Here is a 25,333-nt window from a genome sequence, read left to right as displayed (position 1 = left end):
GAGAGAAACAAGAACAGCTGATCGGGTCGGCGCCACTGCGGCGCCCGGCGGCTCTATCGAGGGCCGTCCCCACAGGACCGCGGAGCTCGGTGCCGCAGCAGAGCCCGTCCGACCCGCGGTCTGCCCGTCCCGCACACGCGATGTTCTCACCAGTGCCGGACGTCGCCGCCCACGCGCGCGATGGTTCACCGCAGGACAGTGATGGTCGTGAGGTACTCGTCCTCGCGGATGCCCCGCATCCGCTCTTCTCGCAGGGCCTTCTGCACTGCTGCGGCGCGCTCGAACCGCTCGGTGCCGGCCTCGGTGTAGCGAAATGACGTCACCCAGCCCATCGGACGCCCGCTCAGCTATCACGGGTGCGCCGACCGGCCGCTACCCATTTGTGGTGTCGTTTCACCGTGCGGTCGAAGATCCAGGAGATCTCTTTCCCGGTACGCCGGTCGAAGGCGAGCCCGCTCATATGTGTGGGGTCGTGAAAAGCCGTCCACATCGGGGAGTCGATGACACACAGCGGGTCCGGGCGATCGGGTGGGTTCGGCGGCAGCAGCGCCCAGATTCCCTCCAATGCCCGGCGGAAGGTCTCTCCGATGAAGTAGATGAATCGCACGCCGACTTCGAAGTTCTCCTCCGAGACCATATCGTCGAAGTCCGAAAAGCGGCGCAGCATCTCGTGTTCGACTATCAGCAGCCCTTCGCGGGTCCAGAGGTGGCCGTCGAGTTCGGGAACATCGGCGTCGACGAACTCGCCCTCTATAGCGTCCTGTTGCATCCGTAGCCAGGTCTGAAAGTTTTCGTCGTTTTGGATTTGCTGGTACTCCAGCGTGTCCCGGACTGTTGTCGGTTCACCTGTTGAGGGCATCGGTTCTCCATTTCCGCATCGCTGCGAGCTTATTTCATGGTCGATGCGGGGCGAAGCCGTGGCACTTCGGACTACACGACAGTCTGCGCGACCCGAACAGTGACGCCCGGGTGTACGAGGCACTGCCCGACCGGGAAGACCCATCTGTCTGCAGCCGCGGAGCTGGTCCGGATGGTCGAGGAACATCGATCGTGCCCCGCGGCGGCGGTCTGGCGTCGGGCGTGAGCGTCGTCGCGGGAGTGCGCGCAGTCAGTGCCCGGCCTGATGTTCGTATTGATCGGACTCATGGCGCAGGACTTCCGCACGCGCTCGTCCCGGCCCGACCATCTCCCGCGCAGATGAATGGTCATCGGCGTACAGGCAGGTTTGCTTTGCCCATTCGTATGCGTAGAGCGCCCGCCGTAGCCAATGTGAGGGACTGTCCTCGACGGAACCGTTCGGATGCGGATCATCCATAACGAGCGCTTCCATCGCGGCATCGTAGCCGTCGGGGTCCACTGTGATCCGTCGATCGTCCATCGCCATCCTTCTCGATAGTGGGCCATGAGCCGGCCGGCAGCAGATGCAGAGGCAACGGTTGACGGGCCGGCAATTACTGGATTGCGAACCAGACCGGCGATCACAGCAGAGGGCTGTAGAGAACTATGAGCGTCGCCCGCTCCTGGATCCGTACCCGCATCCGTTCGCGATGTCACACCAGTTTCAGAGATGTGCATCGCTGGTGCACCGGTTGGATGACCCGGGATATACCTGCTTCTGTCGGCGCCTCCGGCTGCGTACACCCCTGTCGGCCCAACGACAGGCATCGGCGTCTCCAGAGGACACCGCCCCTCCGGCGAACCACTATCCCCGGCGGCGCCAGTGCGTCGGTGGTGCGTCGTGCAGCGATATAGTGAAGTCGGCAAGAGGTGAGCTCATGGTTCCGATCGCTAATCGAATTGCTCATCCGGCGATGCTCATCGGGCGCGGATTCGGCGATGAGCACTGACGACCCAGTGCGTACCCAGCGTGAGACGAGTTCGTTTCGCGTGGAGTTGGCTGCGGCCGGTTACCTGGATGCCGTGGAGATCGGCCGTGGTGGGTTCGGCGTGGTGTATCGCTGCCGGCAGCCCGAACTGGACCGGACCGTGGCGGTAAAGGCCCTGACCGCGGGGTTGGACGAGGACAATCGGGCCCGGTTTTTGCGGGAGCAGCAGGCGATGGGCCGCTCGACCGGTCATCCGAATATTGTCACCGTGCTGCAGGCGGGCACGCTCGAGGGTGGCTGCCCCTATTTGGTGATGCCCTACTACCCCTCGGGTTCTCTCGATACGTGGATCCGCCGAGATGGTCCGCTCTCGTCGGAAAATGTGCTGTGGATCGGATCGAAGATCGCCGGTGCGCTCGAGGCAGCTCACCGACTCGGGATCGTGCATCGGGATGTGAAGCCGGGAAATATTCTGCTCACCGACTTCGGTGAGCCCGCGTTGACCGATTTCGGCATCGCGCATATCGGTGGCGGGTTCGAGACCGCCGCGGGAACAGTGACCGGCTCTCCCGCGTTCACCGCACCCGAAGTGCTCGAGGGGCAGCCATCGACCCCGGAAGCCGACGTTTACGGGCTCGGAGCCACCCTGTTCTGCGCATTGACCGGCCACGCCGCTTTCGAACGGCGTAGCGGCGAGAACATGGTGACGCAGTTCCTGCGCATCACCACCCACCCCGTGCCGGACCTGCGGGAGAGCGGTATCGCCGACGATGTATCGGCTCTGGTGGAAAAGGCGATGAGCCGGGATCGCCGCGAACGGCCCTCCCCAGCCGAGCTGGGCGAAGCTATCCGTCGGATACAGCGACGCCGCGGGATTTCGACGGGCGAGTCGGCTCAGCTGCCCCGGCCCGGTCCAGAACGTTCGATTCCCCGGAGTTCGGCACGGGGTGGGCGGCAAGTGGCGGCGGCCGGCGGAAACAGCGGAGGCAATCTGCCGCTGGAGCTGACCGGTCTTGTCGATCGGCGTGCCGAGTTGGCCGAGATCAAGAGCCATCTGTCGAGGTCGCGTTCGGTCACGCTCGTCGGTACCGGTGGTGTGGGCAAGACGCGTGTGGCGTTGAAGGCCGCCTCCCAGGTTCAGCGTGATTTCGCCGATGGGGTCTGGGTGGTCGATCTGACCCCCGTATCCGATGCGGGGCTGCTGATCGACACAGTGGCGGCGACGATCGGTGTTCGAGACGATTCCACGAATTCGTTGCTCGAGACTCTGGTGCACTACCTGTGGTCCCGCGAAACGCTGCTCGTCCTGGACAACGCGGAACAGATCGTCGAGGCGGTCGCCGAGCTGACCGAGACGCTGTTGGCCTCCTGTCCGGGGGTGCGGACCATCGTCACCAGCCGCGAGCCGCTCAATATCGCCGGTGAAGTGATCCAGCGGGTGATGCCCTTGAAAGTCCCGGATCCCGATCATCAACCGTCGTTGAAGGGGCTGCCCCGCTTCGACGCGGTGACACTGTTCGCCGAGCGCGCCGCGGCGGTGGTACCGGGGTTCGAACTCAACGAGGACAATATGGTCGCGGTGACCAGGATTTGTGCCGGGTTGGACGGGGTGCCGCTGGCGATCGAGCTTGCCGCGGCGCGTATGCGCACGCTCTCGGCGGAGCAGATACTTTACCGGCTGACCGATCGGTACGAGCTGCTCACCGGTGCCTTCCGCACCGCGCCGGCACGGCAGCAATCGCTGAAGCTGTGCCTGGATTGGAGCTACGACCTGTGTTCGCAGACCGAACAGCGAGCGTGGGCCCACCTGTCGGTGTTCGCGGGTAGCTGTGGACTGGACGCGGTCGAGCAAGTGTGCAGTATCGACTCGGCTCCGGCCGAGATCATCGATGTGCTCGCCGGTTTGGTGGACAAGTCGATACTGACCCGGGAACAGTCAGGCCAGGTAGTGCGGTTCTCCATGCTGGAGACCCTGCGCGACTACGGTCGCTCCAAGCTGCGGGAATCCGGAGAGTACCTGGAGCTACGCCGGCGGCATCGTGCCTGGTATCGACGGCTGGCGCTGGACGCGGAGGCCGGCTGGATCGGCCGTGCGCAGCCCGGCTGGATCGCTCGACTCGAGCGTGAGCACCCCAATCTCCGAGAGGCTCTCGAATTCGCGCTGTCCGAGGAGACCGAGGAAGCGGCGGAGGCAGGCCTTCAGACGGCATCCGCGTTGTGGGAGTTCTGGGTGTTCCGGGGCTTCTACGGCGAGGGACGGTCCTGGATCGAACGGGTTCTCGCCCATCCCTGTGCTCGATCGATACCCGACCGGGTGAAAGCATTGCGCGTCGCCATCGACCTGGCGACGACACAGGGTGATTTCCGGTCCGCGGCATCGCTGCTACAGGAGGGTAGGGGACTGGTCGCCCGCGACCCGACGCCGATGTTGCAGGCGCAGATGAACCACGCCGCAGCAAGCCTGGCCCTGCTCAGTGGCGATCCCTCGCGTGCTGCCCCGCTGCTGGACGCTGCCATCGACGTCTACCGCTCGGATCTCACGAGCCATCTTCATATCCATGCCTTGACCGTGCAGGGCCTGACGTATGAAATGCGCGGCGATACGGCGAAGGCGATCGAGCACCAGCAGCGGTTGATCGATATCACCGAGCAGTGCGGAGGAGTGCTCTATCGCGCGCTCGCCCTGCGCAGCCTGGGTGTCGCCGAGTGGCGTCGCGGCAACACAGACCGTGCGCAGGAGTTGATGGAGGAAGCCTTGCGCGTCGACCGTCCGCTCAACAGTTATCTGGTATTGACCTTCTGCCTGGAAGCGTTGTCATGGATCGCCTGTCACCGCCACGAGGCCGAGCGGGCGGCGGTTCTCATGGGAGCGGCTCGCCACCTATGGCCGGCCGGAGGTAGTCGCGGCCGCGTCTTCGACACGCTGTCGCATTTCCACGAGGAGTGCGAGAATTCGGTACGAAATACTCTCGGCGACAATAGATTCAGTTCATCATTCGAGCGAGGACTAAAGATGAACGCTACCGTGGCGAGAGCATACGCACTGCGCGAAGAATCCGCTGGCACGACCGTCGGCCCGGAACCGACGCCCCGGTTGACCAAACGTGAACGGGAGGTCGCCGCTCTGGTCGCCCAGGGCCTCAGTAACCGGCAGATCGCCACCGAACTGGTCGTCTCACCACGCACTGCGCAGGGGCACGTCGAAAACATACTCACCAAACTGGGATTCACCTCCCGTGCCCAGATCGCAGCCTGGATAGTGGAGGAAACGGACGAAGGCTGAACCGGGCGAGTGAACCGTCTGTCAGCTCGCTGATATGGTCGGCGTAGCTCGGCGCGTTGACCGACCAAGCCCCTGATCGCGGATTCGTTGACGATCCAACTCGCGAGGTTGGTTCCGGTCACACCGGTGTCCGAATTCGGCTGGTATCTGGGATTTGCCTACTACAAGATCGCGGCGATCTTCGAGGGTATCCATTACCGCGCGCAGCAGGGACTGACCGTCGGAGACGGTTTCGATCGTCTCGGCGCCCTGGTTCCCGCTCTGGTCGAACGCGGCCATGCGGCCGTGCCGAATACGCCTGACCCGGCGCGCGCCCCCCACCGGCGACCCGCACGTTCTGTAGAAACCGACCCCGAGGGCAGAGATACGTATCCCGGATCCCACATCGCGACCACTCCCGACAAACCGGCTGTGATCATGGGCGATACCGGGCTGACGAGCTCGCGGAAGTCGCCGCGACGCCCGGTGTCGCGCACCGATTCGGCTCCGGCAGCGACCTCGGACAGGCCGCCCACTCCTCGCGCAATGGCGGCATCGTGGGAATCCACGCAGCGGTCGAGCCGGCGTTGTCGCTGGTATTCCTCGATGACCACACCGTGCCGGTCGGCTGGTCCCGGAGGTTGTCACCACTCGCTCCGCGCGGTGTCGGTGGGTCTCGGTAGCGTCTGGTGTCGTGGAAGCTGGGGAACGTATCCAAGAGCTCGCGGACCGCATTGTGGCGCTACGCGATGCCTATTACCGGGGCTCGCCGCTGGTCGCCGACGCCGAATACGACGCGATCGAGGACGAGCTACGGGGTCTGACAGCGGCGCACCCGGACCTGACGCCCGACCCGAATCCGTTGGATCAGGTCGGTGCGCCCGCGGTATTGCACGCCCCGATCCGGCATTCGCGTCCGATGTTGTCGCTCGAGAAGGCGACCACCCCTGAACAGGTCGCGGCGTTCTTCGATCGTTTTCCCGGCCAGTCGGTGGTGGTGATGCCGAAACTCGACGGCCTGTCCCTGGCACTGGTCTTCGAGGACGGGCGGCTGATGCGCGCGGTGACCCGCGGTGACGGCACCACCGGCGACGATGTGACCGTACTGGTCCGGGCGTTGGTCGACGGTGTTCCCGACCGGATCGATGTCCCGGGGCGGGTGGAGGTGCGCGGTGAGGCGGTGATGCTGCGGTCGACCTTCCTCGTCTACAACACCGCGCATCCGGACAAGCCGCTGATCAACCCACGCAATGCCGCGGCGGGCACGCTGCGGGCGAAGGACCCGGCCACGGTCTCGGAGCGGCGCCTGCAGTTCTTCGGCTTCGACCTCGACACCTCCGCGGGCGGTGCCACGGCCGATCTGGAGGAGGCGCTGCGGGCCCTGGGGATCGCGGGAGCGCGGATGCGGGTCTGCGCCGGCGCCGAACAGGCGCAGGCGGCGATCACCGCGATCGAGCAGGGCCGCAACGAACTGGACTACGATATCGACGGCGCGGTGCTGCGGCTGGCCGACCGCGACGCCTACGCCGCCGCCGGGACCCGGTCCAACAGTCCCCGCGGTGCACTGGCGTTCAAGTTCGCCGCCGAGGAGAAGACCACGCTGCTCAACGATGTGGTCTGGGATGTCGGAAAGACGGGCAAGATCGTCCCCGTCGCCTGGCTGGAGCCGGTGTTCGTGGGCGGCACCACGGTGACGAAGGCGACGCTGGCCAACCAGCAGGTGATCCGCGCCCGCGATATCAAGGTCGGCGACACCGTGCTGGTGCGCCGCGCGGGCGATGTGATCCCCTTCGTGGCAGGCGTGCTAGACGCCTCGAAACGCACCGGCGAGGAGCGTGAGATCGTCCCGCCCACCACCTGCCCCTCGTGCGAGCAGCCGGTGACCGAGCAGGGCAACAGCCGGGAACTGTTCTGCACCAACGTCTCATGTCCCGCACAGACGGTGCGCAGGCTCATCCACTGGGCGTCGCGGGCGGCGGCCGATATCGATGCCTTCGGGCAGGTGTGGATCGAACGCCTGGCCGAGGCGGGCATTCTGGAGCACCCATCGGACTTCTACACGCTGACCACCGAGCGCCTGCTCGAATTCGACCGCATCGGTGAGGTCTCGGCCGCGCGCATGATCGACTCGATCGAGGCGGGCCGCCGAGTGGGCCTGCGCCGCGCGTTGATCGGACTGGCGATCCCGATGGCTTCCGACGGCACCGCCGCTCGCCTGGCCCGAGCGGGTTTCCGCTCTCTGGAGGAGGTGGCCGACGCGGGCGAAGAACGACTCGTGGCGGTGGAGGATATCGGCCCGAAGGTCGCTGCCTCCCTGGTCGAACACCTCACCCGCTTGCGTCCGGAACTCCAGCGATTGCGAGCCGCGGGCGTCTGCCTGGATGTGCGTGAAGAGGATTTACCGCCGGTCGTCGCCGCCGGTGCACCCTTGGCAGGCAAGACGGTCGTGATCACCGGCGCTATCAGCGACCCACGCTCCGGAGAGAAGGTCGCCCGTCCGACGTTCCAGCGCCTGTGCGAAAAGGCGGGAGCCACGGCGGCGTCCTCGGTCTCGGCGAACACCGACCTGCTCGTCACCGGTGCGGGGGTCGGTGACAGCAAGCTGGCCAAGGCGGAGAAACTCGGTGTCGAGGTCATCGATCAGGGGAAGATCTGGAAGCTGCTGATCGAGGCCGAGGTCATCTAGACACGAGTCCGGACGGAGCGGTTCTTCCGGCAGGAGTCCGGTCCGCCGGGCGGGCAGCGGATACGGAATCAGCCCGCGGTCTCGGTCATGGCGAGCAGCTGCGCGCGCGCCGATACGAGTTGTTCGGCGGTGAGGTACGGGCCGGTCACCGCGGTGGCCAGCCCCTCGGCCGCGAAGCGGATCACCAGCGTGGTCGCGGGCGCGAGACCGTCGGCCGCGAACGCTTCGTCCAGTCGGCTCGCGTCGCGCGTGAAGAGTTCTTCCAGTTCAGGGGTCGTACCGAGGGTCACGATCAGGTTGGTCGGGCTGAACGCGCGCAGGACCGACTCGTTGCCGCTGGTCAGGGCTCGTACATACCCCCGGGTGAACTTTCCGGGATGGTTCTCGGACAGGTCGATCTGCTCGTGCACCTCGGCCCACACTCTCGCGATCAAATGTTCGGTGACCCCGGTGAGCAGCGCGTCCCGGTTCGGGAAATGGTGCATGAGACCGCCTTTCGTCACTCCGGCGGCCGCGGCGATATCGGTCAGGCTCACGCGGCTGCCGCGTTCGGCGAACATCCGTTCCGCGGCTTCCAGCACGGCCAGCCGGGTACGTTCCTTGTCACGGGTGGGGCCCTTGTCGGACCGGTTCATGGTGCTCCTTGTCCGCGGTGGGTCGGTGCGACGGGATGACACGCCAGGCCAGCACGCCCGCGACCACGAGCAGGGCCGCCGCGAGATACGACGTGGACTGCAGGGCGGTGGTGAAGGCATGCGCCGCACCGGTGAAGATATCGGAATCGGCGGCCGCGCCCGCCGCACGTGCCAGCGAGTCCTCGACCGCGGCGGCCACCTCCGGATCGGTGCGGGGGCCGAGATCCAGGTTCGCGCGGTATTGCGCCAGTTGGATCGAGCCCAGCACCGCGATACCGAGTGCGCCGCCCATTTCGTAGGCGGTCTCGGCGATGGACGACGCCGCGCCCGCGCGCTCCTTCGGGACCGCGGTGACCACGGCATCGGTCGATACCGTCATGGCTACGCCGACGCCGAGACCGAGCACGGTCAGCGCGATACCGAGCCCCCAGTATCCGGACGAGTCGGTGGTCCACCCGATCCCGGCGAGTCCGACGGCGGCCACGAGCAAGGCGCCCCCGATCGTCCGCCCGGCCCCGAGCCGGGCCACGAGCACACCGACCACCGCGATGACTGCCATCGCGGCCAGTGTCGTCGGCAGTTCGGCCGCCCCGGCCTTCAGCGGACCGTACCCGCGCACGAGTTGCAGATACTGCGAGAAGAAGAACAGCAGACCCAGGAACGCGAAGATCGACAGGGTGGTGGCGGCGACGGCCCCGCTGAACGCGGGCATCCGGAACAGCGAGATGTCCACCAGCGGGAGCGCCAGGCGCGACTGTCTGCGCAGGAACAACCAGCCGCCGACCGCTGCGAGCAGTGCCGTCCCCGGAACCGTCCAGTCGAATCCTGTTCCGGCCCAGTGCTTCACGGCGTATACCAGCGGCACGATGGCGAGGATCGACAGCAGGGAGGACAGCCAGTCCACCGGATACGTACTACTGCCCCGGGATTCCGGCAGAAGCACGGCCCCCGCCACCAGTACGACGGCCATGACCGGCACGTTGATGAGGAATACCGAGCCCCACCAGAAGTGCTCCAGCAGTACACCGCCGACCAGCGGCCCGGCGGCCGCTCCCGCGGTGGCACCGGCCGACCATACGGCGATGGCCGTTGTGCGCTGCCGCGGATCAGCGAACATCGCGCGCACGATGGACAGCGTCGACGGCATCAACGTCGCGCCGGCCACACCGAGCAGCGCCCGCGCGGCGATGAGCGTTTCGGCGTTCGGCGCCAGCGCGGCGAGGACCGAGGCGGTACCGAACGCACCGGCACCGATCAGCAGCAGCCGTTTGCGCCCGATCCGGTCGGCGAGATTGCCCATCGTGATCAGCAGACCGGCCAGCACGAACCCGTAGATATCCCCGATCCACAGCAGCTGCGTCGCGCTCGGCCGGATATCGGCGGTCAGCGACGGTACCGCGAGATAGAGCACGGTCCCGTCGATGGCGAGCAACAACACGACGCTGACCAGCGCGGCCAGCGCCGCCCATTCCCGGCGCCCCGCCCGGCTCGGCGCGCTTTCCACAGTTTCGGTCATCACCCGACTTTAACAGTCCATATGGAATGTTGAAGAAACCGGTTGGAATGCAACTCGCCGTGCCGTCCGGGCGGATCGGATATTTGACTTGTAGGTACAGAATCTCTACCGTCGATCGCGTGGCGCGCGCGAAGAACTTCGACCCCGACGAAGCGGTCGGCAAGGCGATGGAAGTGTTCTGGCGCAAGGGGTACGCCCGGACCACTCCGCAGGATCTGGTGGACGCGATCGGTATCGGCCGCGGCAGTCTGTACAACGCCTTCGCGGGCAAGCGCGACCTCTTCGAGCGGTCGCTGCGCCGCTACCAGGCGCAGGAGACGGTGCGGTTGATCGATCTGCTCGACGGGCCCGGCTCACCGCGCGAGCGGGTGCGGGCCGCGTTGACCATGGTGCTCGACGCCGCCTGCTCCGATACCGAACGTCGCGGTTGCCTCGCCACGAACACTGCCGTCGAACTGGGTGCGGACGAAGCGGTCGGTCTTCTGGTCCGGCGCATCTTCGACCGGCAGCACGACGCTTTCCGCGGTGCCATCGAAGAAGGGCAGCGCGCCGGCGAGTTCGGCGACGATATCGATGCGGTGACCGCGGCGAACTTCCTGCTCACCACCATCAACGGCATGCGGGTGCTCGCCCGGGCGGACCCCCGGCCCGCCCGGCTCGCCGGGCTCGTCGACACCGCCATGCGCGCGCTGTAACCCACGTCCGGAGGCTACGAGCCGCCGATGGGCGAGAGTATGCCCTGCGTTTATTTTGTAACTACAGTTCAAGAAAAGAGTGCCTTATGGATCTGCAACTCACCGGCAAGACGGCGGTCGTCACCGGAGCGAGCAAAGGAATCGGCCTGGAAATCGTCCGGGCTCTCACCGCCGAAGGCGTGCGGGTCGTCGCCGGTGCGCGCACCGTCACCCGGGAACTCCGTGCGCTCGACGGCCTGTCCACCGCGGTGACCGCCGATCTGGCCACTCCGGCCGGAGCCGCCGTCCTGATCGAACGGGCCCGCGAGCAACTCGGCGAGATAGACATCCTGGTCAACAATGTCGGCGGCGTCGTCGCCGGCAGCGCCGATGCCGCCGGTTTCCTCGATATCGCCGACGATGCCTGGCAGCGCACCTTCGAACTCAACCTGTTCGGCACCGTCCGGGTCACCCGGCACGCCCTGCCCAGCCTGCTCCGGCAGCGCGGCGTGATCATCAATATCTCCTCGATCGGCGCTCGCGCCGCATATCACCCCGTCGACTACGGCACCGCGAAAGCCGCGCTGAACAATCTCACCAAAGCGCTTGCCGAAGAGTTCGGGGCACAGGGTCTGCGTGCTCTCACCGTCTCGCCCGGACCCACCCGCACGCGCAACTGGTCTGCCTCCGACGGCTACGCCGCCGATGTTGCCGCCCAGCACGGTACGACCCTCGCCGAATTCCTCGACCAGGTCCCCACCCGGATGGGAATCACCACCGGGCGGCTCACCGAACCGGGCGAAACCGCGGCGCTGGTCACCTTCCTGGCCTCCGCGCGATCCGGAAATCTGACCGGCGCCGACTATCTGGCCGACGGCGGCGTGATCAAGACGGTGTAGCGTCCGGTGGGGTGATCCCGATGGCTTCGAGGTTCCGCGTCTCCTGACTGTCCGGATCGAAGGGCTTCGCCGCGGTGAAAACGATCCGTGCGTTCTCGGGGGTGATCACCTCCACGTCGCGGGTGCTGCCGGTCGAACCGGCCCGCGCTACTGCTCGCGGACGAACAAGGGCGCGGCGACGAGAGCTATCTGGGCGACGGCGCGGTCGATGCTCCCGGCGGGCTGGAACAGATGGCTCAGTACGAGTCGGACCACTGCTTCGACCCGGGTGTCGAGTTCGGGCGCGCTGAACGATTCGAGACCGTACCGGGTGCGCAGAATGGCGGTGAACGCGGCCGTGGCCCGGCCCAGGACAGGTTCGGGTTCGGTCATCAAGGTGGGCAGCAGTGTGGTGTCGGCGCCGGAGCGGCCCGCCAGGACGGCTTTGAGAAGAGTGTTGTCGGCCGCAGTGCGCAGGGTGAACTCGGCGGCGGCGGTGATACCGGCGAGCAGGTCGCCGGGCTCGGCGGTGACGGTTTCGGTGACGCCCACGAGGAAGGTCTCTAGTTCGCTCGCGATGACGACCCCGGCCAGATCCTGTTTGGTGCCGATCTCCTTGTAGAGCACGGGACGGCTCACCCCGACTTCCTTGGCCACCCGCGACATATTGACCGCGCCCCAGCCCTCGGTGCAGACCAGTCGGCGTGCGGTGTCGATCACGCGCTCGCGCAGGAGGCGGCGCATCTCGTTCTGGAAGTTCGGCGCTTCAGCCACGACAACCACCATACAGCAGGTGCTCACATGCTCCATCATTGACAATCTCCGCATATGTGTCTGTAATGAATACACATATTGGAAAAGTGTAAACGGCCGCGTTCGGGGTGTGGACCGGGGTACCGGCTGACGCGATCGCCCGTACCGGCCGTCGCGGTGGGAAAGACGAGGAGGGCGACGATGACGACGTCCGAAATGGGTTCGCGCGATGCGGTGACGCCGCAGTGGCGTGACCGCAAGCGATACCTGTGGTTGTTCGGGCTGGTGGCGCCGACCGCGCTCGGTCTGGCCGCGGCACTGGTGTGGATCTGCCACCGGCTCGGCTGGCATCAGCTGGCGCCGGTGTGGTGGTGGATCGGCCCGCTACTGGTCTATGTGCTGCTTCCGCTCCTGGACCGATTCTTCGGCCCGGACGGGCAGAACCCGCCGGAGGAGGTGATGCGGCAGCTCGAACACGACCGGTACTACCGCTACTGCGTGTACGCCTTCATTCCGTTCCAGCTGGTCAGTCTGGGGTTTGCCGCCTATCTGTGGACCGCGACCGATCTGTCCTGGCTGGGGATCGACGGGGGGCTCGGCTTGTGGTCGAAGATCGGGGTCGCGCTGAGTATCGGCGTCATGGGCGGTGTCGGAATCAACACCGCCCACGAACTCGGCCACAAGAAGGACGAACTCGAGCGGTGGCTGTCGAAGATCACACTGGCCCAGACCGGTTACGGGCACTTCTACATCGAGCACAATCGCGGCCATCACGTGCGGGTCGCCACGCCGGAGGATCCGGCCAGCGCCCGGTTCGCGGAGTCCTTCTGGAGTTTTCTGCCGCGCAGCGTTTTCGGGAGCCTCCGTTCGGCCTGGACGCTCGAACGAACACGGCTGGGGCGGATGAACTCCGGTCCGTGGACTCCGCGCAACGATGTGCTCAACGCCTGGGCCATGACCGTGGTGCTGTGGAGTGCGCTGGCAGTGGTGTTCGGCCCGGGTGTACTGCCGTTCCTGCTGATCCAGGCGGTGTACGGATTCTCGCTGCTGGAAACGGTGAACTACCTCGAGCACTACGGCCTGCTGCGGCGGCGCACGGAATCGGGCCGGTACGAACGCTGCACTCCGGAGCACAGCTGGAATTCCGACCATATCGTCACCAATATCTTCCTGTACCACCTGCAGCGACACAGTGATCATCACGCCAATCCGACCCGGCGCTACCAGACCCTGCGCAGTATGGACGGCGCACCCGAACTACCCGGCGGCTACGCCTCCATGATCACCCTGGCCTACTTTCCGCCGCTGTGGCGCCGGGTGATGGATCATCGCGTGCTGGCCCACTACCGCGGCGATATCACCCGCGTGAACATCCAGCCCGGCAAGCGGGAACGTGTGCTGGCCCGATACGGGGTCGCGAGCTGATGGCCGCCTACCTCTGCCCGGTCTGCGACTACCGCTACGACGAAACCATCGGCGCGCCACGCGAAGGCTTTCCCGCCGGTACCGCGTGGTCGGCGATTCCCGACGACTGGTGCTGCCCCGACTGCGGGGTACGCGAAAAACTCGACTTCGAACCGATCACGGCGAGGAAAGGATAGTGATATGACCACCGATTACAAGCTGTTCCAGTGCGTGCAATGCGGTTTCGAATACGACGAAGAGCGGGGCTGGCCGGAGGACGGTATCGCGCCCGGCACCCGATGGGACGATATTCCCGACGACTGGTCGTGCCCGGATTGCGGTGCGGCGAAAGCGGATTTCTCTATGGTCGAGATCAGCCGTACCTGAGCGTCGAGGAGCCGACCGCGCCGGTGGGCCGCCCGCATGCCCGGCTGGCTCGCCGCCGGGCCGATTCACCGCGGTGGTCACGGTTCACCGCGGTGGTCACGCCGAATCCGCTGCGGCAGTGCGAAGCCGAGTCGGGAGTGCCAGCGCGCAGGCGTTCGTGTGATGGCCACTCGTGCCGACGCCGGGCCGACGCCGGGATATGCTGCCGTGGCCGCGAGTTCACCAGTTCTCTGGAACGAGCGGTAGATATCGCGGAGTCGCTACGAGCGGCCCCGCCATGCGATCAACCGAGAGGATGTGGCCGGTAGCGTGAGTAGCTATCTGGTGGTCCAGCTGTACTGCACACCCGCGCAAGCCGAATCCGTCCGTGCGGCCGCGGTCGGCGAACTGGCGAAATCTCCCGAGCTCGCCGAGGCGAGAACAGAACTGGCGCCCAAGGCCGGGGGCGATCACCGGATGCACCTGGACTGGGCCGAGGAGCACCCCGGACAGGCTCCGGGCGATCGCACCTATTTCTCCCTCGAGATGCTCTCCCCGGTCGATGTACCGGAGTCCGTGCTGCGGAAAGTGGAGGACGAGATCATCGAGTGGATCGATACGACCTTCAACGACGAGGCGAACGATATCGCCGAAGTCCAGTGGGCGAGCTTCGCGGAGATCAGACAGGACGCCTGACGGCTCCACAAGGGCTGCCACTCACTGGTGGCGGCCTTTCCTCTGTACCCGGGCCCGTCCGGCGCAGGTGTGGAGATCGTCCTCGCGTGACGAGGCCGGGCAGCGCGGAACCACACGAAGGTGTCCCTATCGACACCGCTCGATCGTACGCGGCTGTCACGATCTACCGCGGCGCGATGACAGGTGGGCCGGAAATCCCACTGTTCGACCAGGTCAGCCGACACAATATGCCGATGCGATCCTATGTCCGTGTACTGCTGGCGGTTGTCGCCGGAATACTCGTCATATTCGCTCCCACCGCCGCGGCCGCCCCGTTCCCGGGCGTCTCGCAGGCTCAGCTCCCATTTCCGCTGAGTCTCCAACCGGACGGAGTGCGGGCGCCGGCAGCGGCGCTGGCGGAGGCCAATACCGGGATCTTCGTATGGTCCCGGCAGCCGGATACCCGCCTCCCGATCGCCAGTATCACCAAGGTCATGACAGCAGTGGTCGTGCTCGAATCGGGTGATCTCGACCGCCCGATCACGGTGCCCCGGCGGGCTGTCGACTATGCCGCGGCCTACGGGGGAAGTACCGCCGGGCTGGCCCCCGGTGAGGTGCTCACCGCGCGTCAATTGCTGTACGCGATGATGCTTCCCTCGGGCTGTGATGCCGCCTACGCCCTCGCTGAGGCCTACGGCCCCGGCCAAGACGGTTTCCTCGCCCGGATGAACGCCACCGCGCGGCGACTGGGGATGCCGAACACCCATTTCAGCGACCCCAGCGGCCTCCCGGCCCCCGACGATTTCTCCACGTACTCCACACCCGCGGAACTGGTGCGGCTGGGCCGGCACGCGATGGCCGACCCGGTTTTCCGGGAGATCGCCGGGTCGCAGATCTATCACCAGCCGGCCGGCCCGGCGAACCGGGCACACGTCTGGGAAACCACCAACGGGCTACTGCGCGAGTATCCGGGCGCCACGGGAATCAAGACCGGATCCACGGACGCTGCCGGGACCTGCCTGCTGTTCGAGGCCTCCAGGGGTGGACAGCGGCTGATCGGCGTGGTCCTGAACAGCTCACCCGACGACTTGGCCGCAGCGGCAGGCGACGCCGAACGCATCATGGACTGGGGTTTCCTGCCGATCCTCAGCTCGCTGCCGATCGGCTGACCGGGCGCTCGATCCTCCGGTGGCCGCGCCGATCCGCGTGAGCCCTCGTTCGGGTTCGTTCGGTGAGGTCGTGCCGAATTGTTCTGCCGCGAGTACCGGTCGGCGGATCGCCGGCCGGTACTCGTGGCATGTTCATCGCCGAACTCGCCGAACCCGGATTCGGCGAGTATCGGCTGTCCACGCTGCGTACCGGGATCATGGCGGGGTCGCCGTGTCCGGTGGAAGTGATGAAGCAGGTCATCGAACGGATGGGGATGAGCGGGGTGACCATCTGCTACGGCATGACCGAGACGTCCCCCGTCTCGATCCAGACCAGAGCCGACGACAGCATCGTCGCGCGCACCGCGACGGTCGGAAGGGTCGGCCCACATCTGGAGATCAAGATCGTCGATCCGGAAACCGGCCGTACGAGCCCGGCGAGGTGTGTACGCGGGGATATTCGATCATGCTCGGTTACTGGGAAGACCCGGTGAAAACCGCGGAGGCGGTAGACGAGGCCCGCTGGATGCACACCGGCGATCTCGGGGTCATGGACGGGGACGGCTACATCGCCCTCACCGGACGGATCAAGGATATGGTGATCCGCGGCGGCGAGAACATCTACCCGAGGGAGATCGAGGAATTCCTCTACACCCACCCCGATATCGTCGATGCCCAGCTACGCCGGTGCCCGCTTCACCCGGTTCATCCGGACGGCGAGAGTGCCGCTGATGAAGCATCCCTCTGCACGACCGAAGGGCTCGATTCCGCCGGAACGTTCTCCGGGTCCTTCCGCCAGGCCTGGGCCAGCGTCATCAGGAGGTGTTTCTTCAACTGATACATCCTGGGGTCGTCGGTCCTCCGTGGACTCAGCGCCTCAGCTGTTATCCGCAGGAACTGATTGCGGGTGACCCCGAAATTCAAGAACACTTCCTCGGCGGACGCGCCGCCGAACGGGGCCCATCGGATCGCGAAGACGATCAGCGCCTTCGTCCCCGGGACCAACGACCTCGCGGTCTCCAGGACAGCGCACTGCTGCAACGCGGTACGAACCCAGGAGGTGGCGGGTGCATCGGCATTCGTCTGTTCAGGCGCGGGCATGTTCGTCCTTCGAGCGGCCGAGGATGTCACCGGCCGGGCTATCGGGATCGGCGGTGACCGCGAAAACCGGAAACCTCTCGTCACGGGGCTGTGGCTGGAAGTGCACACGCACCGGGCCACTCGCGAACAACGGGACCGTTCCCTCGATCGAGGTGTAGACCCACGGACCTTCGTCCAGTTCGACAACGGCGACGGTCAACGGCATCGTCTCGTCGTGACCACCGATCACGGCACGATCGGCCACCCGCCAGGAGCGGATCGAACCGGTGCCGCTGGACGGCACCTGCTCGAGGCTGTCGGATGCGCACGACGAGCAGACGATGGTGAGCGGTGCGAACAGTCTGTCGCAACGCGCGCATCTGTTGATCATCAATATGGCTTCGAGAGGCTGAGCGCTCGCCTCACCGCTGTTGCCGGTGCTGTCTGGGTCAAGGGGGTACATGGGGACCTCCGCGTATGGTGCCGTCGGGTTTCTCCAGCGTGCTCGGCGCGGGGACGTTCGGGCCACGGTCGAACAACCTGGGGCATACCTGTTTCGGACGGGAAACCCGTCACATCCGGCGCTGGAACGCAGCAGTTCGTCCGGCTGTCGTGGTGTGTCGCGCCTCCGGCCGCCTCCAGGTCCGCGCCGTCGAGCGCTCCCGGCGGGAGCGCCGTCCCCGGATGCGGAGCCGGTCGGCGCAGCGGGGCTCTGTCGTTCCGGCGGGCTGTGGCGTGGCGGACTAGGCTACGACGAGCCAGGCCGAGATCGCGTTGCCCAGGTTGAAGGCGCCGATATCGACGGCCGAGGCCAGCGTGGGCGCCCCGGCGGCGTGATCGAGAACTTCTGTAGTGGCGGTACGGTCGCGAAACCGAGCGCGCCGATCAGCACCACCGTGACCGCGGCGGCGATACGCTGGTGGTGCTGGGCCGTCAGCACGACGGGCCGGGCGGGCATCTACGGATGAATCAGGTCGCGGACGCGGTCGTGCTGAGTCAGAGCGCCACCACCCGCCTCGTCACCCGGTTGGAGGATCGCGGCTTGCTGGAGCGGTATCTGTGTCCGGATGATCGCCGGGGGATCTACACCGATGTCACACCCGCCGGTATGGACTTGCTGTCGAAGGCCCGGCCCACCCACGACGCGGCATTATCGGGCGCGCTGGGGCCGGCGGCCGCCGATCCGGAACTCGCGCCGCTCGTCGCGGCGGTCGAGGCTTTGAACACCTCGTTCGCGCGCGGTGCGGGGAGCCGGGCGTATCGCCTGGTGTGAGCATTGAGTCGGCCTCCCCGGCAGCTCTACTCCATTGCCCGGAGAGGGGTAGCGGGCCGCAGCCCGCTACCCCTCGTCTCATCCCGCGGCCGAGACCCGGTCCTTGCCGCTGTTGTCTTCGGGGCGGTCCAGCCGCGCGGTGAGCGCTTCGCCTTCGATATCGAGGGTCGGTACCAGCGGCGCAAGCCATTTGGGCATCCACCAGATCCGCTCGCCCACGATCAGCATGAACGCGGGGACGATGAGCATGCGGACCAGGAAGGCGTCGGCCAGTACACCGATCGCGAGGGCGAAGCCGATGGTTTTCAGGATGACGTCGTCGGTGAGCGCGAAACCGGCGAATACGCCGATCATGATGATCGCGGCGGCCACCACCACGCGGGCACTATGGGTGAACCCGTCGATCACGGCGCGGCGGGCAGGGGTGCCGTGGACGTAGGCCTCGCGCATCCGGCTGACGAGGAACACCTCGTAATCCATCGCGAGACCGAACAGGATGCCGGTCAACAGGATCGGCAGGATGAACAGCACCGGGCCGGTCGTGTCCACGCCGACGAGCTGGTTCAGCCAGCCCCATTGGAAGACCGCGACGGTGGCGCCCAGGGAGACACCGACCGAGAGCAGGAATCCGAGCGCCGCCTTGATCGGCACCCACACAGAGCGGAATACCGCGATCAGCAGGAAGATCGCCAGGCCCGCCACCACGGCGAGATAGATCGGGAACACCTCGGACAATTTGTCGGCGATATCGACGCCCACCGCGGTCTGGCCGGTGACCAGGGCGCGGGCGCCGGTCTCGGCGGGCAGATCGGCGACGGTGGCGCGGATCTCGGCGACCAGGTCCTTGGTGGCCTGATCCGAGGGGCCGGAGCCGGGGATCACGGTGACGGTGGCGAACCGGACCGTCTCGAGTTGCTGCGCGAAGATCTGCTGGGCCTGCGGGGCCGGGCTGGTGACCGCCGGAACGACCGCGGCGATATCCGAACCGGCCCGCCCGGCCAGCGCCTGGAGATGATCGGTGGCCGTGTGCACGGCCCCGGCCGGATCGGTGCGTTCGCGGTGTCGATGACCACGACGAGGGGGCCGTTCGCGCCCGGCCCGAAGTTGTCGGTGATCAGGTCGTAGGCGATGCGACCATCGCTACCGGCGGGTTTGCTGGAATCGTCGGGCAGGGCGAGTTGCATGGACATGATCGGGATGGCGGCCACGGCGGCGAGGACGATACCGCCGGCCAGGGCGCTCCACTTCCGCCGGGAAATGGCCTCCACCCAGCGGCGGCCGTGGGTGCGGAATCCCGCGCCACCGGTCTCCCCGGTCATATAGCGCGGGCGCCCCTTCATGACCTTGTCGCCGGCGAAGCCGAGGATGGCCGGGAGCAGGGTGAGCGAGATGAGTACGGCGACGCGACGGTGAACGCGCCGCCGAGGCCCATCTGGGTGAGGAACCCGATATTGCACACCGCCAAACCGACCAGGGCGATGATCACGGTCAATCCAGCGAAGACCACCGCGGAACCGGCGGTGCCGACCGCGCGCCCGGCTGCCTCTTCGAGCGAACGGCCGGCGCGGACCTCGTTCTGGTACCGGGACATGGTGAACAGCGCGTAGTCGATGCCGACCGCCAGCCCGAGCATGGTGCCCAGCGCCGGGGTCACCGAGCTGAGTTCGACGAAACCGGTGAGCGTGGTGATCGCCAGCATCCCGATCCCGACGCCGATGATCGCGGTCAGCAGCGGCATCCCGGCCGCCACCAGTGACCCGAACGTGATCGCCAATACCACCAGCGCGACGGCGATACCGATCACCTCGGCGAGGGGCATTTCCACCTCGCTCATCGCATCGCCACCGATGGCGACGTTCAGTCCCGCCTCCTCCGCGGTGTGTGCCGCGTTCTCGAGCGCGGAGCGGTCCGATTCGGCGAGTTCGGTCGATGTCTTGCTGTAGCTCACCGAGGTGTAGCCGACCCGGCCGTCCTCGGATACGGTTCCCCCGGTGAAGGGATCGCTCACCGATTGCACGTTCTCGGTCGCGAGTTCGCGCAGCGCCGCGGCGACCGCCGCGTTGTAGCCGGGTTCGGTCAGGGACCGGCCGGCGGGCGCCTCGAACACCACCCGCGCCGTCGCGCCGTCGGGCGCGGCCTGCGGGCTGCGCTCCTCGATCAGATCGAACTCACCCGGGACCCGGTATGAGACCTGCGTCGCAGACCGGACGGTTCTGCACCGATACCGCGGATACGGCACCATGACCCGCATGGCGGCAGCGAAGCCGGAGACGGCACGTACCGACCCCGGGGACTGGACGGGCCGTCGGGCCGACGCCCGGGAAAACCACGAAAGAGTGCTGGCCGCGGCGATCGAGGTGTTCACCGAGCACGGTATCGGCGCCACCATCCCGCAGGTCGCGGCCCGCGCCGGCGTCGGCAAGGCGACCGTCTACCGCAGTTACCCGACGAAGGCCGACCTGGTGCAGGCGCTGGCACGCCTGCACATCGATTGGTTCCATCGGCTCGCCGCCGCCGTCGAGGCCGCGCGGGCCGACGCCTACCGCGCGCTGGAGGCGCTGCTGGAGCAGGTCGCCGCTCGGCTGGCCGAGGATCGGCTGATGATCGAGGTCCTCAGCGGGGTGGAAGGACTCGGTGACGAACACCTCGAACAGCAACTGGAACGGGGTTCTGGCACTGGGGCGTGCGCAGGGCAGTCTGCGCGCGGACGCCACCGGGATGGATATCCAGGTCTTGGTCTCAGGTGCGGCGCGCGCCCTGATCGAACTCGATATCCGGGACCCCGCCGTCTGGCGCCGCTATGCCCAGCTCATATCGGCCGCGCTACGTGCCGAGCCCGCCTCGCGCGAACCCGGGCCGTGACCTCTCGGCTCCAGCCGGGCTGTTACAGCACTGCCTTGAAGATCAGAGTCGTCACCGCGGCCACGACGGCGAGGGCTACGGAGATCACACCCCAGGCAAGGCCGGTGCGCGCCCAGGGGCGGTCCGAATCCAGGGACAGCCGGCCGGGCCCGGTGAACGCGATCGCCGACGCGGCTACCGCGAAGAGCAGACCCATTTCGTAGCCGCCGAGAAGTCCTTTACCGAATCCGGTGTCGACGATGACGATCGCGGTACCCAGTACTATCGCCGCTCCCAGCGGAGTGAATGCGCCGAAAGCCAGAAGCAGTCCACCCACGAGTTCGCTGAGCCCGGCCGCGGTGCCGAACAAGCTGCCGGGTTCGAATCCCATCTTCTCGAACCCGGCGTTGTTGGCTTCGAGGCCTTCACCGCCGAACCAGCCGAACAGCTTCTGGGTGCCGTGGGCGGCGAACAGCAGCCCGAATGCCAGCCGCAGGATCAGCAAGCCGATATCGGTAGCGGAGGCCCGCTCCCGGATCGAAGTGCTGTCGGTGCGGGTGAGCGTCGAATCGATGGTCATCGGATCCCCTGGGTCTCGGCAGACGGCCGGCCGCGGCGCGCGGCGGACCAAGATCATTCCGTGATATAGGTTACCCTATCCTTATTCGACTGTGGGATCTTCCGTCGCGCGCATCAGCTCTCGACGGCCTCGAAGGGTTCGCCTTCCAATGCCACCGACTCCTGCCCGTCCGGGCCCCGCGGCACATCACCGACGAGAGTGACCCGGTAGAGCCGCCGGTCGTGGTCCAGAGTCAGATCCTGGGGCGCGAGGTGCACGGCGGAGCGGTTGTCCCAGAAAGCGATACTGCCGGGCTCCCATCTGAAGCGGACGGTGTATTCGGGGCGGGAGAGCTCGTCGTAGAACAGGGCGAGCAGGCGTCGGCTCTCGTGCGGCGACACACCGACGAGGTGGGTGGTGAAGCCGGGGTTCACATACAGCGCCTTCTCACCGGTTTCCGGATGCCCCCGCACCACGGGATGTTCGCTCACCAGGGGGCGCTTGCGCACGCGACGCAGATAGTCCTCGCTCGCGTCGGCGCCGGCCGGCGGGGTGAAACGGTGCACGGCGCGCAGCGTGTCCGCGAACTTCCGCAACGGTTCGGACAGTCCGTCGTAGGCGGCGACAGTGTTGGCCCACTGGGTGTCCCCGCCGTAGGGCGGAATGGTCTCGGCCCTGAGAATGGACGCGGCCGGTGGGTTCACCGCGGCGGTCACGTCGGCATGCCAGCCGGGTTTGTCGTAGCCGCGGGTCTCGGTGAACCGGGCTTTGAAGCGGTCCTTGAAGATCGGGTAGATGGTGGGATAGGCGGGGTCGGGAATCGAGTCGAAGAGTGGGTGCGCGGGGGTGGGTGAACCGAAATACCGCGCGAACCGCAGGTGCGCGTCGTGGTCGATGAACTGCTCGCGGAAGAAGACCACCTTCCACTTCAGCAGTGCCGCCCGGATCGCGGCCACCTCGGGCTCGTCGAGTGGTCCGGTCAGATCGACGCCGTGTATTTCGGCGCCCGTCCAACCCGACTGGGGTCGTACCTCGACAGCGCTGACCGTCTGTGTCATTGCCGTGTTCCCTTCACAATCGGTGATCAGTTCTCGATCTGTTTCGGGGTGACCCCGTCCAACGTGTTCTGTTTCGCGACGATGTCGTTGTAGCGGCCGTCGACGTAGCCGGAGATATCGACCGGTTTGCCGATGGTGCCGGTGTCGAGCAACCCGTCCGCGACCTGCTGGAAGAGGCGGGTCGACGCGGGGTCGATCGGGTAGAAGGCCCCCGTTCCGACAGTGTCGAGGAGTTCCTTACCGTCGTCGTACTCGAGACCCTGGGTATCGACGTAGTAGCCGTTGATCCACTCTTCGGGGTGGGCGTCGCACCAGTTGCCCGCGGCCACGGTCCGGCCGATGTAATCACCGATGGCCGCGACCTTGGCCGGATCGTCGAGAGTGTCGCGGCGCACGATCAGGCTCTCGATTCCGGTGTTGATACCGGTGCCGTCGCCGATGATCGGCGGTTTCCCCAGTTTGTAGTACTGATTGCCCAGCACAATGGCCGCGTCGACAGCACCGGCCGCGAAGGTGGGCACCACCTCGGCCCCGGCGAGTTCGACGGGCCGCGTGTCCTTCTGGAGGTCGAGCCCGGCGCGCTTCAGCAGCGCCGCGGTGATCATATGCCGTCCCGACCCCGGCGGATACGCGACCCGTTTGCCCCGCAGATCGTCGACGCCGTCGATACCGCTGCCCGGCTGCGCCACCAGGTAGTAGCCCCCGCTGCTGCCGGGATTGGCTTCGATGGCGACGGTGACGATATCGGTGACACCGCTGTTGACCGCGATCGGTACCGGTGCTTCGCCGATCGCGCCGATATCGGCCGCGCCGGAGCGCAATGCCTCGATCACCGCGGCACCGCCGCTGAAATCGGCGAACTCGACCTTGTAGGGCACGTTCTCGCCCGCACCGGACAGGTTCCACGGCAGCGATTCGCTCGCGTTCTGTTCGGCGATCACCAGATCAGTGCCTTCGGGAACGTCCACCTGGGTCGCGAGGGACACCTCACCGACGGACGCGCCCGATTCGCTGGCATCCCCGAGCCCGCAACTCGTGGCCGCAGCCGCGATCGCGACGAGTGAGAGCATACGTGTGGACAAGATCTTCATCGAAGGTTCTTTCGTGCATGCGGCGCTCACGGCGCCGCGGGGGACTCTTCGCTCACTCCCAGTTCCCGGAGCAGGCGTTTGCGGACGGTGACGAACTCGGTGGTGTCGCGCGATCGCGGCCGCGGCAGGTCCACCGCGGCATCGAGGGAAATGGTGCCGTCGGTCAGCACGATCACCCGGTCCGCCAGCAGAATCGCCTCGTCGACGTCATGGGTCACCAGCAGCACCGCCGGAAGGTGACGTCCGTGCAGCTCCTGCAGCAGACCGTGCATCTTGATGCGAGTGAGCGCGTCCAGGGCACCGAACGGCTCGTCCAGCAGCAGCAGTTCCGGTTCTCGTACAAGTGCCCGCGCCAGTGCGACCCGCTGCGCCTCACCGCCGGACAGCGTGCGCGGCCACACCTTCGCCTTGCTCGCCACATTCACTTCGCCGAGTGCCGCTATCGCTTTCGCCTTCGTTTCGGCATTGGCCGGCAAACCGATCGTGACATTGGTCAGGACCTTCTGCCAGGGCAGCAGCCGCGGGTCCTGGAATACGATGGCCTGCTTCGCCGGGACGCGGATATAACCGTCCACCTCGGAATCGAGGGCACCCAGCGCCCGCAGGAAGGTCGATTTGCCCGAGCCGCTGCGGCCGAGCAAGGCCACGAACTCGCCCGCCGCGATCTCCAGATTCACGCCCGACAGAACCTGATCGTCGCCGAACGATTTCCGGACGTCGTGGGCGATCACGGCCCGGGGCGCGGGGTCAGTTGCCATCGTAGGACCGCCGCCAGGTGAGCAGCCGCGCCTCGAGCCAGCGCACGATGAAGATGGAGAGCAGGCCGAGCACGGCGTAGACGGCGATCAGCACGAAGACCACGTCGATCTGGAAGTACTCACGGGCGTCGGTCATCATCCGGCCCAGGCCCTTCTTCGCGTTGATGGTCTCGGCGAAGATCAGCGACAGCCAGGACGCGGTGAGTGCCAGCCGGAGACCGACCAGGAATCCGGGTAGCGAACCCGGCAGGATCACCTTCCGGATCAGTTCACCCCGGCCCACCCCGAACGAGCGCGCCGCCTCGACCAGTCCCGCGTCGACGCTGCGGATCGCGCTGAAGGTGTTGATGTAGATGGAAACCGCCACAGCGAGGGTGATGAGCAGGATCTTCGGGACCTCGCTGATACCGAACCAGACGATCAACAGGGGCACCAGCGCGAAGTTGGGGACGGCTCGCAGCACCTCCATATTGGCGTCGACGAAATTTTCGCCGATCCGGGAGAGCCCGGAAACGACCGCCAGCGCCAGCCCGAGCGCGATACCGAAAACCAGTCCGTACCCGACCCGCAGCAGGCTGATGGTGAGGTGTTCCTGGAGTGATCCGGCGAGGACCAGCTCCCACGCCGCCCGCACCACCGAGAGCGGAGCCGGTACGGTGCGTTCGTCGAAAATGCCGGTGCCGGAGAGGATCTGCCAGAGTGCGACCAGCAGCACCGGACCGAGCATGCGCTGGACGGGGCGGGGTATCCACGGCTTGCGGGTGGACGCGCGACGTACCGTCGTCGGGTCTATCAGGACCGCCTCGGCCGGGACCACCCCCGGCCCCGGCCGGGCGAGTGTGCCCGTCAT

General features: G+C 66.6%; 25 protein-coding genes and 3 pseudogenes. 13 read left to right on the top strand and 15 right to left on the bottom strand.

Going from position 1 to position 25,333, the window contains the following annotated elements; translation table 11 throughout:
* Positions 1–185: 185 nt before the first annotated feature.
* The 3 genes from IEY68_RS08505 to IEY68_RS08495 form a co-directional block, all read right to left on the bottom strand.
* On the bottom strand, positions 186–323 hold the full coding sequence (locus IEY68_RS08505) for a hypothetical protein (protein ID WP_189094135.1): 138 nt from the start codon (positions 321–323) through the stop codon (positions 186–188).
* A gap of 20 nt (positions 324–343) precedes the next feature.
* Entirely contained in the window at positions 344–859 is a 516-nt protein-coding gene (locus IEY68_RS08500) for a hypothetical protein (RefSeq protein WP_189094134.1), read from the bottom strand.
* Between the two features lie 249 nt (positions 860–1,108).
* Positions 1,109–1,378 (bottom strand): hypothetical protein, encoded by a 270-nt coding sequence (locus tag IEY68_RS08495; RefSeq protein ID WP_189094133.1) that lies wholly within the window; start codon positions 1,376–1,378, stop codon positions 1,109–1,111.
* Positions 1,379–1,836: 458 nt separating this feature from the next.
* Here IEY68_RS08495 and IEY68_RS08490 point away from each other — a divergent pair, with 458 nt between their 5' ends.
* Positions 1,837–5,109: a protein kinase domain-containing protein gene (locus IEY68_RS08490; RefSeq protein ID WP_062996386.1), complete on the top strand. Its 3,273-nt coding sequence runs from the start codon at positions 1,837–1,839 to the stop codon at positions 5,107–5,109.
* A gap of 7 nt (positions 5,110–5,116) precedes the next feature.
* Here IEY68_RS08490 and IEY68_RS37045 read toward each other — a convergent pair.
* Positions 5,117–5,237: pseudogene (locus IEY68_RS37045) on the bottom strand (SDR family oxidoreductase); the annotation flags it as partial.
* A gap of 545 nt (positions 5,238–5,782) precedes the next feature.
* Between IEY68_RS37045 and ligA the strand changes: the two are divergent.
* Positions 5,783–7,774, top strand: a complete 1,992-nt coding sequence (ligA, locus tag IEY68_RS08485; protein WP_062996389.1) for an NAD-dependent DNA ligase LigA — start codon at positions 5,783–5,785, stop codon at positions 7,772–7,774.
* Positions 7,775–7,842: 68 nt separating this feature from the next.
* Here ligA and IEY68_RS08480 read toward each other — a convergent pair whose 3' ends face one another.
* Positions 7,843–8,409, bottom strand: coding sequence for a TetR/AcrR family transcriptional regulator (locus IEY68_RS08480; protein ID WP_062996391.1), 567 nt, complete (start codon positions 8,407–8,409; stop codon positions 7,843–7,845).
* Entirely contained in the window at positions 8,378–9,925 is a 1,548-nt protein-coding gene (locus tag IEY68_RS08475) for an MFS transporter (RefSeq protein WP_062996776.1), read from the bottom strand. Before IEY68_RS08475 ends, IEY68_RS08480 begins: the two co-directional genes overlap by 32 nt.
* A gap of 119 nt (positions 9,926–10,044) precedes the next feature.
* Between IEY68_RS08475 and IEY68_RS08470 the strand changes: the two genes are divergently transcribed.
* Both IEY68_RS08470 and IEY68_RS08465 read left to right on the top strand, forming a co-directional pair.
* The gene (locus IEY68_RS08470; protein WP_062996394.1) at positions 10,045–10,620 is read left to right on the top strand and encodes a TetR/AcrR family transcriptional regulator; all 576 of its coding nucleotides are present in this window, start codon (positions 10,045–10,047) and stop codon (positions 10,618–10,620) included.
* Positions 10,621–10,706: 86 nt separating this feature from the next.
* A complete protein-coding gene (locus IEY68_RS08465; RefSeq protein ID WP_062996396.1) occupies positions 10,707–11,498 on the top strand; it encodes an SDR family oxidoreductase in 792 nt (263 codons plus the stop codon).
* Positions 11,499–11,645: 147 nt separating this feature from the next.
* Here IEY68_RS08465 and IEY68_RS08460 read toward each other — a convergent pair whose 3' ends face one another.
* Positions 11,646–12,251: a TetR/AcrR family transcriptional regulator gene (locus tag IEY68_RS08460; protein WP_063916208.1), complete on the bottom strand. Its 606-nt coding sequence runs from the start codon at positions 12,249–12,251 to the stop codon at positions 11,646–11,648.
* 180 nt (positions 12,252–12,431) lie between these two features.
* Here IEY68_RS08460 and IEY68_RS08455 point away from each other — a divergent pair, with 180 nt between their 5' ends.
* The 6 genes and pseudogenes from IEY68_RS08455 to IEY68_RS08430 form a co-directional block, all read left to right on the top strand.
* Entirely contained in the window at positions 12,432–13,655 is a 1,224-nt protein-coding gene (locus IEY68_RS08455; RefSeq protein WP_062996398.1) for an alkane 1-monooxygenase, read from the top strand.
* Positions 13,655–13,831, top strand: coding sequence for a rubredoxin (locus tag IEY68_RS08450; protein ID WP_062996400.1), 177 nt, complete (start codon positions 13,655–13,657; stop codon positions 13,829–13,831). The genes IEY68_RS08455 and IEY68_RS08450 overlap by 1 nt, the downstream gene beginning before the upstream one ends.
* 4 nt (positions 13,832–13,835) lie before the next feature.
* On the top strand, positions 13,836–14,021 hold the full coding sequence (locus tag IEY68_RS08445) for a rubredoxin (RefSeq protein WP_062996402.1): 186 nt from the start codon (positions 13,836–13,838) through the stop codon (positions 14,019–14,021).
* 309 nt (positions 14,022–14,330) lie between these two features.
* Positions 14,331–14,696: a hypothetical protein gene (locus tag IEY68_RS08440; protein ID WP_062996404.1), complete on the top strand. Its 366-nt coding sequence runs from the start codon at positions 14,331–14,333 to the stop codon at positions 14,694–14,696.
* Between the two features lie 233 nt (positions 14,697–14,929).
* Positions 14,930–15,844 (top strand): D-alanyl-D-alanine carboxypeptidase family protein, encoded by a 915-nt coding sequence (locus IEY68_RS08435; RefSeq protein WP_062996780.1) that lies wholly within the window; start codon positions 14,930–14,932, stop codon positions 15,842–15,844.
* Positions 15,845–15,960: 116 nt separating this feature from the next.
* Positions 15,961–16,517: pseudogene (locus IEY68_RS08430) on the top strand (AMP-binding protein); the annotation flags it as partial.
* A 393-nt stretch (positions 16,518–16,910) separates the two neighbouring features.
* On the opposite strand, the gene IEY68_RS08425 reads toward IEY68_RS08430, so the two are convergent.
* The gene (locus IEY68_RS08425) at positions 16,911–17,366 is read right to left on the bottom strand and encodes a Zn-ribbon domain-containing OB-fold protein (RefSeq protein WP_189094132.1); all 456 of its coding nucleotides are present in this window, start codon (positions 17,364–17,366) and stop codon (positions 16,911–16,913) included.
* 456 nt (positions 17,367–17,822) lie between these two features.
* Here IEY68_RS08425 and IEY68_RS08415 point away from each other — a divergent pair, with 456 nt between their 5' ends.
* Positions 17,823–18,176, top strand: a complete 354-nt coding sequence (locus IEY68_RS08415; RefSeq protein ID WP_373292949.1) for a MarR family winged helix-turn-helix transcriptional regulator — start codon at positions 17,823–17,825, stop codon at positions 18,174–18,176.
* A gap of 78 nt (positions 18,177–18,254) precedes the next feature.
* On the opposite strand, the gene IEY68_RS36050 is transcribed toward IEY68_RS08415, so the two are convergent.
* Together IEY68_RS36050 and IEY68_RS36045 are read right to left on the bottom strand one after the other, a co-directional pair.
* Entirely contained in the window at positions 18,255–19,208 is a 954-nt protein-coding gene (locus tag IEY68_RS36050; protein ID WP_062996406.1) for an MMPL family transporter, read from the bottom strand.
* Between the two features lie 304 nt (positions 19,209–19,512).
* Positions 19,513–20,541, bottom strand: coding sequence for an MMPL family transporter (locus tag IEY68_RS36045; RefSeq protein WP_229718669.1), 1,029 nt, complete (start codon positions 20,539–20,541; stop codon positions 19,513–19,515).
* Here IEY68_RS36045 and IEY68_RS36040 point away from each other — a divergent pair.
* Together IEY68_RS36040 and IEY68_RS36035 are read left to right on the top strand one after the other, a co-directional pair.
* Positions 20,513–20,590: pseudogene (locus IEY68_RS36040) on the top strand (TetR family transcriptional regulator); the annotation flags it as partial. The gene IEY68_RS36045 and the pseudogene IEY68_RS36040 sit on opposite strands and share 29 nt — an antisense overlap.
* 220 nt (positions 20,591–20,810) lie before the next feature.
* Entirely contained in the window at positions 20,811–21,038 is a 228-nt protein-coding gene (locus IEY68_RS36035; RefSeq protein WP_229718684.1) for a hypothetical protein, read from the top strand.
* A 22-nt stretch (positions 21,039–21,060) separates the two neighbouring features.
* Here IEY68_RS36035 and IEY68_RS08400 read toward each other — a convergent pair whose 3' ends face one another.
* From IEY68_RS08400 to IEY68_RS08380, 5 genes are all read right to left on the bottom strand, one after another.
* The gene (locus IEY68_RS08400) at positions 21,061–21,597 is read right to left on the bottom strand and encodes a DoxX family protein (RefSeq protein WP_062996782.1); all 537 of its coding nucleotides are present in this window, start codon (positions 21,595–21,597) and stop codon (positions 21,061–21,063) included.
* A gap of 113 nt (positions 21,598–21,710) precedes the next feature.
* Positions 21,711–22,634 (bottom strand): TauD/TfdA dioxygenase family protein, encoded by a 924-nt coding sequence (locus IEY68_RS08395; RefSeq protein WP_062996410.1) that lies wholly within the window; start codon positions 22,632–22,634, stop codon positions 21,711–21,713.
* Positions 22,635–22,660: 26 nt separating this feature from the next.
* Complete coding sequence (locus IEY68_RS08390; protein WP_229718668.1) at positions 22,661–23,725, bottom strand: PhnD/SsuA/transferrin family substrate-binding protein; 1,065 nt, start codon at positions 23,723–23,725, stop codon at positions 22,661–22,663.
* A gap of 26 nt (positions 23,726–23,751) precedes the next feature.
* Entirely contained in the window at positions 23,752–24,483 is a 732-nt protein-coding gene (locus IEY68_RS08385) for an ABC transporter ATP-binding protein (RefSeq protein ID WP_062996414.1), read from the bottom strand.
* A complete protein-coding gene (locus IEY68_RS08380; protein ID WP_062996416.1) occupies positions 24,473–25,333 on the bottom strand; it encodes an ABC transporter permease in 861 nt (286 codons plus the stop codon). The genes IEY68_RS08385 and IEY68_RS08380 overlap by 11 nt, the downstream gene beginning before the upstream one ends.

This window comes from Nocardia jinanensis (assembly GCF_014645735.1).
Taxonomy (GTDB): domain Bacteria; phylum Actinomycetota; class Actinomycetes; order Mycobacteriales; family Mycobacteriaceae; genus Nocardia; species Nocardia jinanensis.
This window is presented reverse-complemented; position numbering and strand designations above follow the sequence as displayed.